Raw genomic sequence first — 12,963 nt, forward strand, 5'->3', positions numbered from 1 at the left:
ATTTGGCGGCAATAGCCTATAACTTGAAGAAATACCTAAAATTCATCAATAAAAACCCAATAAGTAAGCTAGGAAGCTATATTGCTCATATTTTTCCATCAAAATGCCTTTTTAAGCATGAAATAAGCGGTCTAACGTAGGTTTAATATTGACTAATATTAATCTGTCTTCCCAGAAAATCAGGACTTATACTCAAGATTATTGGTTGCTTTTTGATGTTTTATGGGCTTGTGCAACGGTTACCATTGTTAGCAACAGCTTGTTTATAGTAATTTTTCTTTTTTTAGCACTACGCTGCCTTTAGTTCCTTCAGGTGTTTTATACTTTACTAAAATCGTTTCTTTCTCTTTGAAAATTTCTTTTAAAAAAATACAAGGATTGTCTTTTATCTCTGAACTCACAGTCAAATAATCAATCTCTAAGATTTCGTAATTGATTTTTAATTCGTTTTTGTCTGCACTTGAGTCCTTAATTATAGTATTAATCCTTAAACTGCTATCCGTAACGATGTATGATAACCCAAAGGAATTAAAAACTTTCTCTTCAACTGATTCTGAATAACCGACGAGATAAATTTTACTATCCTCAAAATCGAGATAGACCTTGTAATCTTTAAAAAAATCATTACCTATCCTAGGCTTTCCGTCATTTAAGGTTACCAAAGCTTTATCGACCTTTAAGCTTCCCATTTGTACGTTTTTTAGCATTGATCTATAAAATATCTTCGGCTTGGCTCCGCCAAAAAGACCTTCGCTGCTTGAACCATAATAGGTTATTGTAGATTCCATATTTAATGGGTCGCTGATAAAAGACTTGTTCAAAAAAACACTTTTGTTATAACCCGTGTCAAATGAGAGATTTTTCACTTTTTTCCCATCTATCTTAAGTACCACTTTGGGTGTAAAACTGTGTTTTGCTGTATTGTACTTAATAATGTGTGCCTCTTCAGGTATATTAAACAAAAATTTGTCATCAGTAAGTGTGATGATTTGTTTTTTATAATCGATCCCCCAGAAGTAATCTTTCATTACATCATTGCCAAAAACACCATCAATATTTAGACACCCAATTTTATAAGATTTATCCAAAGCGGTAACCACCGCAAGCTTATTTTGAAAATTAATTCCATTAAGGGACATAGCATCAATTTCGCAAACCTTTAATTGGGTAATGTTGTTGTTAGAGTCCGCTATCGATTGTTTCTTTATAACGTTTAAGCCTAATTCTGTAAATAAATGTTCAGAAACAACGGTATGTGCGGCCGCGGTATCAAAAAGAAATCTGTAATTGTTTCCTTTTATATTCACTTCTATGATAGGTAGATTTTGAGAGAAATCAAAAGGTATTTCTTTGAGAATTGGACTTGTTGAGTTTGGGTTAAGATTAGCCTGTACAGGACTATTTGAAAAGATAAGTAATGCGAGTAATAATATTTTTTTCATAAAAGGTTGTTTATTTTAATAGACGCATTTCTTTGATCATTGGTTGCTTGGGTTTGAAAATTGTTGCCAAGGTAGGTGTATAGTTACTAAAGGTAATTATATATCCTAACTATAGGAAGTATAATTACCTCATTTTATTTCAAAATATTATTAGACAAAAACCTCGGCGATTAACTGAGTTTTTGGCTTCCAAAAAGACATCAAAAACAACATGTTAAGTCATCCAGAAAGATTATCGAAAAATCTCCCAGGTCTTAGCCCCCCGTACGTTATTTTGTAATGTTGTTTTTTATCTTTTTCATCATCTCTTTCGCATTTGTGTTTTTTGGATCTAGTTCTAACGATTTTTTATAGTTTAATAACGCCAGGTCATATTGTTTATCTGTGAAGTAGGCTTCCCCTAAACTATCATATGCATTGGCATTGTTAGGAAATTCGGAAACAGCTAATTTAAATATTTCAATACTCTGGCTTATTTTTTCTAATGACAATAAATCATAGCCAAGACTATTCAATTCGTTCGGGTTTTCAAAACTGTAAATGTCATGATCACTCTCCTTTAAAGCGTAATAATATTGGATTCCTTCATTGATATCCTCTAAACACTTTTTTCTAATTTCTCTATATATCGATTTTTTAGGTAAAATGAACGTTTTGTCTTTCATAATATCAAAAACAGAATGCCCTATTTCCCACACCTGATTTTTATGATTAGACATTAAAATAACATTGAGGTCATTTTCGAACTCACTAATGAAAACTGATCCAAACTGATAGGATTCTCCGCCATGTCTATGCATAGTGTATGAATCATCCGTACCTCCTAGAATTGCCTTTCTGTTTTCAAAATACTGATTCTTCAATAAGGATTTTAATAATTCTCTTGAAATTAGCTTGTTATGATGTAAAGCTGTAATCCATATATTCAAATCTTCTATGCTTGTCCATAAAATACCTTTTATCATATAAATTTCAAGCGAATTTTGCTTATAGATATCAAAACTTCTAGTTCTATTTGGGTAATCAAAATCAGGGTCAAAAACTGCATCTTTCATCCCCAAAGGAATGATAATACTTTCTTTCGCAAATTCTTGAAACGTTTTTTTCGTAACCTTTTCAATAATCTTTTGCTGAAGAAAAATACTATTAAGATTGTAATGAAAATCTGTACCTGGTTCAAATAGTAAACTCGTTACTCCTTGTAAATCTTCTAAAATATCTTTCTCATTCTTTACATTATCATAATCAATTTGAGGAAGCCCACCTACATAGTTTAAGAGATGCTTGATAGTTATCTTTTCTGACCAATTTGGTAAACCTAAATCAAATCGAGAAAGTGTATCATCCAAATGCAATTCCCCTTTCTCAATTAACATCATAATAGATACTGCAACAAATTCCTTTGCAATTGAACCAGGACAAAAGATAGATTTTTTTGTGAGTCCAGTAGTTGATGAACCGTCTGTATATCCAAATGAGTTTTGATACACAATAGAATCATTTCTTGTTACTAATACATTGCCATTAAAAATTCCTCTCTTATAACTAATCTGCATTAGCGAATCAATAGTTTTATTGTATTTCAAAAGAGGTTGAGTTTCTTGTTTTTTTGAGCTGTTACATCCCAAAAAGAATATTGAAAGGATGAAAATGATATATTTGGTCATATGACTAATTTGGTTTGATGAGCTGATTTATTAAGAGCTATTAGAGCTCTTTTTAAACTTTATAGTTTTTTTATCTAAAAAACTACCGAGTAGTTGAATTCCAGATATCCAGATACATTTTCCAATCGGTATCCACTTTTTTCCAAACAATAACATATTTACCCGTCCAAGCAGAAATGCTACCGTCTTTGTGTTTGGTTTTCCCCTCATAATAACCATAATCATAAGCTGTATTACCTACAATAGTAATCTCTTCTTGCATAATCTTATGATATGGAGTCGATATGCCTACTGGTAAAGTCCAATATTCTACAATAGTATCTCCAGATAGAATTTTGGATTTATTTGGAAAGATCTTAGCATCTGCGGTATAACTATTAGAAATCCCTTGATAGTCTGAAGCCATTACATAAGCAGAAAACTGAGCCGTGTTTTTAAGGATAACATCAATATCGTCTCTGTTACCATTAAACTGTTGAGCATAAGAGCTAATGGATGACAACGTCAATATGACCAAAATTTTGGCGGTATACATTATGTTTTTCATATCGTACATTATGGTTGCACTAAATTCTTAATTGTATAACTTTTGTGAATGATTTTCCACGCACCTTGATATTTAAGCAACATAAAGTAATCAGTAACTACCCTACGGTTAGGCATAATGATTTCTACTTTGGCCGTTGCTACATTTTGATCATAATCTATAGCAACAATACGTCCTATTCTGTTGCTTTTTTGCCCTTCCTTTATCCTGCTTATATAGTTATTGCCATCCCAAACGCGTAAACTATCTTCTTGAGTAACAGAATAGAGATTAAACTTGGGATGGAAAGCTTTTTTTAACTTATCGGGTTCTCCATTAGCGGTACCATCAATATATAGCATAATGGTTTCTGAGATTTTTTGAATTTCGGATGGGCTCTGTTTCTGACTATTAGCTGCACCGAATGCAAAAAGTAAAAGTGTTGTAAAAATTATTTTTTTCATTTGTAAAAGTGTTTATTTGTTTATTAGAATGTTGACCACTTGTTGCGCCACGGACTTTGTAGCGGATGGATCTTGACCAGTAATAAAATTCTCATCTATTACATAAAAGTTATCTTGTCGCTGATCTGAATATAAAAAGTTCCCATTATTTTCTTTGATTTTTTTCTCGATTGAAAAAGGGAATGTCTTGTAATATGCTGCTCCCCTATTTTCAAATAAGTCCGGATAACCACTAATTTTCTTATTTTGGTAGAGTGGATTACCATATTTATCTTGTAGGTTAACAATTCCTGCTGTTCCATGACAGACCGCCGAAATGATCCCATTTTGATTGTAAATTTGTTCTGCAATATTTTTTATTTCAGTATTTTCAGCAACGCCGAACATGGCAGCTCCACCACCGCTATAGTATATAGACACATAGTTGCTTGGATTAATATCACTTGGTTTTTTGGTGTTTTTTAGGACATTCATGAATTCACTGTTGTAGATATATTTCTTTTGGATCGAATCTGAAGTTGAGATATATCCTATCGGAATTGCCCCTCCTTTGGGACTGATAACATCGACCGAAAAGTTGTTGTTTACAAAAATGTCATACGCCACAACTATTTCTGCAAAATGATTTGAAGCATTAATTTCGCTATTGCCATAGGTATGTTGATTTGAAGTCACGATAAGAATACGCCTATTGTTTTCTTGTTTTGAGCAGTTCGCTAATAGTAAAACACCTAAAAAATAGAGCAGGTTTTTTTTCATATTTCTCTTGTTTTGAGCAAATATGAAAAACGGAATCGAGTAATAGAGGCAGAATAATCAAAGAGTAGTTCGGATTTATAAAACCGAACTAAAACCTATGTTTTTTTGGTATTCTGAAGGTGTTTGTCCAGTATTTTTTTTGAAGGCGGTAAAGAAAGTTGATTTCGATTTAAAGCCACTTTCATAACCTATACCTTCTATGGTGAAGTTAGTTTTTTTGTGCAGTAACTCCTTCGCCTTTTCTACCCGTAGCTCATTGATGAATGTTGAAAAAGATTTTTCCAATCTTTCGTTCAAATACTGAGACAAAATGTGTTTTGGTACGCCCAGCTCTCCTGCTATTTTTGCAAGAGTTAAATGCTGGTCAAGAAATAGTTCGTTATCCACAATTTTTGATAAACCAGTCTCTATTTCTCCTAGTATTCTATCTTCGATATCTTTGTTTTTGTATTTTTCCTTTTCTTCAAAAAAAGTGGGCTGTTTATTACTTTTAAAAATAAGCAGCAGTACTATTAGGTACAAAACAAATGAAAATGATAGCGCTCCCACTATATATGAGGTGTATGCGCCAATGTTATATCCTAACCAAATAAAACCAACTCCAAAATAAATACTTAGTAGCCAAATATCAATGTTTTTTAGTTTGTCTTTGGTTTTTAGCTTTTGAATGATAGGCTTGATAAATTTATAGGATAAAATAATGTAGACCAACCATTGAAAATAGATACCTTTTACTATCCATTGGCTCCAAATCTTTCGGTGTCCTACATAGGGATAGTATATTCCAAGAATAGATATTCCAATCAAAAATGGTATGACATGAATTGCCCAATTTATTCTTTCTTTCTCGGTATATTTTTTTAGATAGAGAAATAAAAAAGGGCCTATCAACATACAGGCCGATAACCCAATTTGAATGAAAATATTAGATAGCTCACGATTAAAATAAAAAAAAACCGATTTGATGATTCTAATGCTCAACACCAAAAGCAAGAAAGCCAGAAAATAATTTGAGAATTTTTTGGTCTTTGCGGTAAATGCAAAATATAAAGAAAGAAGAAAGCCATTGAAAGCCCCTAAAGCGCTAAAGAAAAAGATAATTTGACTTTCAAAATTCATAAATACGAGTTTGTTTCAAGTTTCAATTACATCGTTTAATATATGTCTTGTTGCAGCGCAAAATATTACCGTACTTTTCTATTTTATTGTTCATCCTTGGATAACTTAGATAGTACTTCGATGGCTTTATGAGCATCACTTTTGTCAACAAAGATATGGTCGTGATAATACCCAGCGATAACATTACAACTTATGTTGTGTTTTGCCAATTCTGTCGAAAATATTGCTGTTAAATCAACAGCTTCCAGTGATGAGTGAATCATAAGAGTGATCCACGAAGCAACATATTCATAATCCAAGTTCAGTTCATCAGCCTTTCCTTTCTCTATCACTATTGTTGTTCCTTCTTCTTCGTTAAACTTACAAATAGTATCGTTGAGATTAATTTTACTAATATCGTCTATTGACGAAAAAACATACTCTCCATCATTTAGTTTGGGTTTCATTCCTTTTATTAATTCAGATAATCTTTTTTCGCCTGCCATTTCATATTCGCTTTGTATTTGTGTAAAAAGCTACCACATATTCTCTATTCAAACAGAACAAGTCAAAATAGCTCGACATAAATTTAATAAACATATATTTTAATCGGGGCTATTGTCCTGGTACAAATCAATATTTTGTTCTTCTGAAAATTTTTCAGCTAAAAGATCCCACAACTCAGCATATCCATTATCATAACCTAAGGCCCAAATTCCTACACCACCCAATCGATTCTTCTTTATCCAATCATATTTGATCGAAAGTGATTTCTCATCTTCGAAAAAAAGCTGATGAAATTCATCGTCATTTTCTTTAACAACCAAATAGGTTGAAGAACTTATGGAATCAAATTGTACTGGAGTTTGTAATGAATCTATATAGAATTTCTTAATCCTTTTGTATGGTGGATGGTCTATAAATTTTGATACCGTTGCCCCTGGGAACGATTTTTTGGTAGACCATTGAGCACCATAATAAGGTAATCCAACGATTAACTTATTGAAATGAACTCCCTTATTTTTGTAATACTGAATAGAGTTTTTTAACCCTTTCCCAAATTTTTGACTTTGATTAAATGGGGTCACTGGCCCAGTGATTTTGCTAAACCTACCATAATAATCGTACCCCATTAACGTATAAAAATCTACGTAAGGATCAATCGTTGGAATATCAAAAATAGCGTTCCAATCTTCTGCGTACAGACAGAGAGATATCTTGTAGTTTGGATTCTTTTGTTTTAGTCTATTTGAAATTTCAATAATAAACTTGGTAAAGCTTGTTTTATCTTTTTTGGATACACCTTCGAAATCGATGTTTATCCCATCTGCTGATCTTAACGCTAATAAATTTGAAACGCTATCGATAAGAGTATTCTGAGCTTTAAGGTTTTTAAGAAAAATAGCATTATTCTCACTTCCAAAATTAGAGATAGAAAGAAATACTTTACAATTAGATACCTTGGCACTATCGATCAAAGCAGTAGTTTTCCATTGATGGATAGTTTTATAGCTTCCTGTTTCCGGTTGTATGCTATAAGAAAAATAAGAAATACCCCATAGCATAGAAAAATTATAATTTTTCCAGGAAGAACCATTGGAATAAGTGTGCCAACCAAATGTGCGTATATCTGGATGAATTTTTCCTTTTTTGAGCAATACTTTTTTTGGTGAAATAGTATTGAGACTATCCCATTGCTGTTCCGTTTCGAAATTAAATCCTTCAAATTTCTTTTCATGTAAATGTCGTTGACTGATAAAATCGAAGTTATCTAACTCTGAATTTGTATTCTTATTTTCAGCTGTGCTATCATTACCACATCCTACTAGTAATAGCATTGAAATAATAGTAATTAAAAATATTTTCATCGAATGTTATATAGCGTTGCATATCTAAAAAGTAGCAGATTTAATTGAATAATTTTTCAATTTTAAACTAATACTGAATTTACAAAAACTACTTTTGATTTGGCATTTAAAGCAAAAACATTTTTTTATGATAAATGATATCAGCAAGAATTAAAAATACTATTACCAACAGTCATGGTTACTACTATTTTTTAAATCTGTTCTATTTTTTTATAGATTTCTTTTTTAGAATTCTCAAATAATTCCCCGCCAAACTCCTCATTATCCAATGATAGTATTGAAATATCCTCTATTCCCATTATTCCAAACACAAATTTGAGATATGTCGTCTGGAAATTCATATGCGCATTTTTTTCACTTTCCCCATATCCAGAATCCCCTCGACTTGAAAAAATGAACATTTTTTTATTTTTGAGTAGTCCCATATAATCGCCATCGGGTTTTCCTGAACGAAATTTCCAGGTCTCATTGATTCGCATAAGTTGGTCGATATAGGATTTTAGTCCGCTAGGAATTGACCAATTATACATTGGTGTTCCAATTACATAAATATTATGCATCTTAAATTCTTCGACTAACTGATTACTAAATGCCACGCCTGATTGATTTTTTTCGGTTCTATCTTGAGGTCTTATAAATGCGCTGGCGATCCACTTTTCATTTATGGGTGGGATTTCTTCTAATCCAACTTCCCGATATGTAAAAATATCCTTTGGATTTTTCTTTTTCCATTTATCCTCAAAAAGTTGTGTAAGTTTTCGACTATGTGAATTTTCCTTTCTTACACTTGCGTTGATAATTAAAACCTTATTCATATTCTTTAAATTTTGATTATGAAACAAAGTTCTGGATTCGAAAAATGAAAAAAATTGATGTAGTTTAAGATGCTTGAAGTTTTTTACGAACTCTGCTCAAAAATTCGGGAGTAACCCCCAAATAAGACGCAATAAGATAGTTGGGTGCTTTTTCGGCAATTTTTGGATAATTTTCCAAAAACGCTATATATCGTTGTTCTGTGTCAAGTACTTTGTTAATGATTATTCGGCGCTGTAAACTGCCAATGTAATTTTCAAGGATTATTCTAAAAAAGCGTTCAAGTTTTGGAATTTCTTTCAACATTTCTTCAAAAGAATTATGGCTAATCTGAAGTAATGTAGTCTTTTCGATGGCTTGAATATTGTAAACGGAAGGTTTTTGTTTTTGAAAACTATCAATATCTGTCGCCCACCAGTTTTCAATTGCAAAATATAGAATTTCCTCTTTCCCTGTTTCAGAATTTATATAAAAAGCCTTTAATATTCCATTAACCACATAATTATCGCTTCGGCAAACTTCTCCATTTCTCAATAAGTAATCCCCTTTTTCAAGGATTTTCTCCCTCCAATATGTCTCCATTAAATTTTCTTCCTCTGCACTTAATTTGACGTGTTTTGAAATCGATTTAATCAAAAGCTTTTTCATTTCGTTTTTTGCTAAGGTATTATGCAGTTACAAGGGTTGATGATATAAAGATAGAAAATATAAGAACTACAGCAATTGATAATGTTTTAACAAGAATCTTAAATGCTAAATAGTACCAACAAATACTCTTAAAATTTTAATAATTTTACCCTACCTAAGCAATTTTCGGGTTGTACCCTTCTAGTAATACCTCGATCTTTGCTAAAATTAAAAACCATGAACATCCACAACTGCGAACTATCTGATATCCCTTCAATTTTGGAATTGTATGAAGCAGCCAGGAATACACAAATACAACACAATGTCGTCGTATGGCCCCATTTTGAAGCTGAGTTTATACAACAAGAAATAGAAGAAGGACGGCAATGGAAATTAATCGTAGATGGGCAAATCGTGTTCAACTGGGCGATTGCTTATACCGACAAAGAAATATGGGGAGATCGGGATCAAAATGATGGGATCTTTATCCACAGAATTTGTAATCATCCTAGTTTTAGAGGAAATGGTTATATACATACGCTGGTTACCTGGGCCAAAATGCATGCAAAGGAACATGGGAAGAAATACGTTCGACTAGATACACTGGGTAATAACAAAAGCTTAATCAAACACTATACGTCTGCAGGGTTTGAATTTTTAGGAATTTTTGAGCTTACCAATACCGCTTCACTACCTCAACATTATCAAGAGGAACCTAATTGTTGTCTTTTTGAGATGAGATTATAAAGGAATAACTCTAGAATAATTCTTTGTCCTATTTTTTATTGGTAAAGACGGATTTAACGTCATCTATTAATTTTAAAATGACATTTCATAATCCTCCCTCTCTCTATCCAAATCACCTAAAAAATCGTGTTTTGTAGTTAAGCTTTGATTATATCCAATAAGAAATATACCTATAAAAATTGCAATGATTACTCCAAAGATTGCCATACTACTTTATTAACCATCCACTTGTCATTTTGTTTCACAAGTAGCAAATAATCAATTCCCCAATAAAGCGTCAATTTTACATTAGCAATTTTGTCTTGTACATCCAGAATTTCAATCTTCTTTACGGCATCTTTTGGAGCCGCCCATTTTGGGTTATTTGCAACATCAGCCGCAAACCCAATGGCTTTATCATAGGTCATAATATGCTCTTTGGACCCACTGCTTTTGCTACCATATCCCAATTTGGATAGGTTAGGATGAATACTTCTTTTAATCTTAGTTGTATCTCCTTCATAAAAACCCTCAATATAGTCCAGCGCTGCTCTTTCTATTTGATCCTTATCCTGACTATATGAGTATAGATTGAAACAACATATGAGCAGAAAAATTAAAATTAATTTCTTCATGATTTATTCTTTATAGCGTTCATTACACATAACAGTATCATATCAAACTAATAAGAGGTAAACGTTGAATTACTTCTCTTTCTGAAATATACTTAATTTAAAACAAAAACGGTTCGAGTTTATACTCAAACCGCTATTGCTTTTATACATTATTGTAGCCTGTTTTTATTTTGAATATTGTTTTTTATACATCAATCCTAGTTCTTGAGTTAAGAGAAGAATCTCAGGCTTATCTTTTCTCAGAAGCACTGTCCAATTATTAAAAACTTCCCAATCATCATTAACGAATACTGCTTTTCCATATTCTTCAGTTAATTTTTTGCGTAATCGGTTTTCTTCTCCTTTTCCAGTTAAAATCCAAACCATATTGAGTTCGCCATTTTCAAACCGAGCTTCAAATTTTCTGGGGAAGCCAGCATATTCAACTCCGAAACAGTTTATCTGAGTTTTAGTAATTGAATCTTTTTTTTCTAATTTTTGAACTTGAATAAATAAACTATTACTTTTCAGAAGAGGGGTTAAATCATCAATATTTCCTCCCATCTTGATAAATTCTGGAATTTTTACAGAAGGCTCATATTTGATTTCATTCTTAGTATACAAATAAGGGTTATCCCAAGTAAATAAATTCGGATGAACAGATTCTGGTGTTAGCTGCCAGGCCAGGTCTTTTTTATTATTGATAAATATTAAATCAGGCTCATATACGGTATAATCCAAATACCTTTTTGCTTCACTTTTCGATATTGAGGCAATTGTTTTAACTACATTTCCTTTGGCTTGGATATAACATAATTTATCATCAGAAAAAGTAAAAACAACTTTATCTAGAGTTCCGCTATCAAGCTCAACCATCGAAGCAATAAGGTGTTCTTCCTTTTTTTCAGATAAAGGAAAGTTGGGTGTTATGATTTCTAGTATCACTACGTCACTGGATATCGCAGATATTTTTTTTGAACACTTAAAAGAGACTCATTGAATTCTACATTATTAAAACCCGTAATCACCTGTGCTTGAGATGCAAATGAAGCAAGTAAAAAAAACAGTATAAAATTAATACAAAGTGTTTTTGTCATAATTATTGATTGATATATGTATACATACACAAAGACGTATCTTTTTCACTAATGGTTGTCTCGCCTTCTTTTAATTGCCACAATGGGTTCGTGTAACCTTCACTACAGCTTTAATTGTGGCGATATATCATTAAGCTTTTGTTTTTTTATTCCTCGAATTACAAACCATAAGATGAATATTAACTCTCCAAAGGTCATTAACTCCAGAATTAAGTTAAGTTGATCAAAATCAGGGAAAATTAGTTTTAGGAAAGAGTTAATAAGATATCCAAAACCAGCGATAAACAAGAAAATTCCAATTAATTTGGGAAACCAGTCAAATTTATACGCTAACCAACCAAGAGGTAACAACCACAATCCCCAAAATATTATCGAAATATACATTCTCTGATTATAAAGGGTTAGCATTTCAATAATTTTATCAGGATCTTCTAAATGTCCAACAATACTTAAGTTTATGGTTTCATTAACCATTGAGATAGGCACACTTACCAATGCCAGGATAAGCAATAAAGTTGATGTCGTCTTATCCAGATCTTTAAACAATTGATAAAAAAGAAAAGGGATAATGATAAAAAGCAATTGTGTGATTAACCTTCCTGCAATTCCCAGTCTAAACAGTAACATATTTTCCTTAATATTTTCGGATGTTGCTATTGGATCGGCAAAATCAATTAAGACTGAAGGAACATACATAATACCAAACATTCCAAAAAGCATCCAAATTGGGTAAAGAATTCTAAGGTTTCTAACAATACTTGTTTTGTTTTCCATGATTCAATTTTTAGAAACTAAGCAGTGGACAATTTTGAAACTTCTTAGCAGATTAAAAATATACGACGATTGTATAGGAAGTATGTTACTTGAGCCTCTTCTTTTTCCAAGTGGTCTACAACATATGCGCAGTGACTTAAGATTAATATATACTAATTTAAAAAATGAGATATACATTAAACATATTAAATTGGTTACATAAAAAAAAACCTAATGAAAAACCTAAAGACAAACTGGTTCCCAGAAGGTTCTTATCTTACCATAAACAATCCCTATCTACTTTTAGCGATAATCAAACTAGTCTTCTTCTTTCTCTTTTTTACGTAGTGATCACATTTAGAATCTGAAGAAAAACCTACTTTTAACTTTAAACAATACACTCTTTCTGCCAGTACACCATCGTAATCCACTGATCCTGCTTTGGTGCAATTGATACATGATTCTTTCATTCTTTTTACTTTTTATTTTTCCCTGTCTCAACTATGTTT

The 12,963-nt window shown here is 31.9% G+C and carries 15 protein-coding genes; 1 reads left to right on the plus strand and 14 read right to left on the minus strand.

Going from position 1 to position 12,963, the window contains the following annotated elements; translation table 11 throughout:
• Positions 1-263: 263 nt before the first annotated feature.
• The 10 genes from ACXAGJ_RS15725 to ACXAGJ_RS15770 form a co-directional block, all read right to left on the minus strand.
• Complete coding sequence (locus ACXAGJ_RS15725; RefSeq protein ID WP_474841097.1) at positions 264-1,442, minus strand: retropepsin-like aspartic protease; 1,179 nt, start codon at positions 1,440-1,442, stop codon at positions 264-266.
• A gap of 269 nt (positions 1,443-1,711) precedes the next feature.
• Positions 1,712-3,028 carry a serine hydrolase gene (locus tag ACXAGJ_RS15730; protein ID WP_474841098.1) on the minus strand — a complete coding sequence of 439 codons (1,317 nt, stop codon included), beginning with the start codon at positions 3,026-3,028 and terminating at the stop codon, positions 1,712-1,714.
• 163 nt (positions 3,029-3,191) lie between these two features.
• Positions 3,192-3,656 (minus strand): YybH family protein, encoded by a 465-nt coding sequence (locus ACXAGJ_RS15735; protein WP_474841099.1) that lies wholly within the window; start codon positions 3,654-3,656, stop codon positions 3,192-3,194.
• 8 nt (positions 3,657-3,664) lie between these two features.
• Positions 3,665-4,099, minus strand: coding sequence for a nuclear transport factor 2 family protein (locus ACXAGJ_RS15740; RefSeq protein WP_474841100.1), 435 nt, complete (start codon positions 4,097-4,099; stop codon positions 3,665-3,667).
• Positions 4,100-4,111: 12 nt separating this feature from the next.
• Entirely contained in the window at positions 4,112-4,858 is a 747-nt protein-coding gene (locus ACXAGJ_RS15745) for a type 1 glutamine amidotransferase domain-containing protein (protein WP_474841101.1), read from the minus strand.
• A gap of 75 nt (positions 4,859-4,933) precedes the next feature.
• On the minus strand, positions 4,934-5,977 hold the full coding sequence (locus tag ACXAGJ_RS15750; protein WP_474841102.1) for a helix-turn-helix domain-containing protein: 1,044 nt from the start codon (positions 5,975-5,977) through the stop codon (positions 4,934-4,936).
• 83 nt (positions 5,978-6,060) lie between these two features.
• Positions 6,061-6,462, minus strand: a complete 402-nt coding sequence (locus ACXAGJ_RS15755) for an ACT domain-containing protein (protein WP_474841103.1) — start codon at positions 6,460-6,462, stop codon at positions 6,061-6,063.
• A 99-nt stretch (positions 6,463-6,561) separates the two neighbouring features.
• A complete protein-coding gene (locus ACXAGJ_RS15760; RefSeq protein WP_474841104.1) occupies positions 6,562-7,824 on the minus strand; it encodes a glycosyl hydrolase family 18 protein in 1,263 nt (420 codons plus the stop codon).
• 191 nt (positions 7,825-8,015) lie between these two features.
• Positions 8,016-8,639, minus strand: coding sequence for an FMN-dependent NADH-azoreductase (locus ACXAGJ_RS15765; protein ID WP_474841105.1), 624 nt, complete (start codon positions 8,637-8,639; stop codon positions 8,016-8,018).
• Positions 8,640-8,703: 64 nt separating this feature from the next.
• The gene (locus ACXAGJ_RS15770; RefSeq protein WP_474841106.1) at positions 8,704-9,285 is read right to left on the minus strand and encodes a Crp/Fnr family transcriptional regulator; all 582 of its coding nucleotides are present in this window, start codon (positions 9,283-9,285) and stop codon (positions 8,704-8,706) included.
• 216 nt (positions 9,286-9,501) lie between these two features.
• Between ACXAGJ_RS15770 and ACXAGJ_RS15775 the strand changes: the two genes are divergently transcribed.
• Entirely contained in the window at positions 9,502-10,011 is a 510-nt protein-coding gene (locus tag ACXAGJ_RS15775) for a GNAT family N-acetyltransferase (protein ID WP_474841107.1), read from the plus strand.
• A gap of 188 nt (positions 10,012-10,199) precedes the next feature.
• Here the strand turns inward: ACXAGJ_RS15775 and ACXAGJ_RS15780 are convergent, their stop codons facing one another.
• The 4 genes from ACXAGJ_RS15780 to ACXAGJ_RS15795 form a co-directional block, all read right to left on the minus strand.
• Positions 10,200-10,625 carry a nuclear transport factor 2 family protein gene (locus ACXAGJ_RS15780; RefSeq protein ID WP_474841108.1) on the minus strand — a complete coding sequence of 142 codons (426 nt, stop codon included), beginning with the start codon at positions 10,623-10,625 and terminating at the stop codon, positions 10,200-10,202.
• 165 nt (positions 10,626-10,790) lie between these two features.
• Complete coding sequence (locus tag ACXAGJ_RS15785) at positions 10,791-11,549, minus strand: hypothetical protein (RefSeq protein WP_474841109.1); 759 nt, start codon at positions 11,547-11,549, stop codon at positions 10,791-10,793.
• 254 nt (positions 11,550-11,803) lie between these two features.
• A complete protein-coding gene (locus tag ACXAGJ_RS15790; protein ID WP_474841110.1) occupies positions 11,804-12,475 on the minus strand; it encodes a DUF4386 domain-containing protein in 672 nt (223 codons plus the stop codon).
• A 272-nt stretch (positions 12,476-12,747) separates the two neighbouring features.
• Positions 12,748-12,924 (minus strand): hypothetical protein, encoded by a 177-nt coding sequence (locus ACXAGJ_RS15795; protein WP_474841111.1) that lies wholly within the window; start codon positions 12,922-12,924, stop codon positions 12,748-12,750.
• Positions 12,925-12,963: the final 39 nt, after the last annotated feature.

It is taken from the genome of Aquimarina sp. AWH4_224 (genome assembly GCF_056160245.1).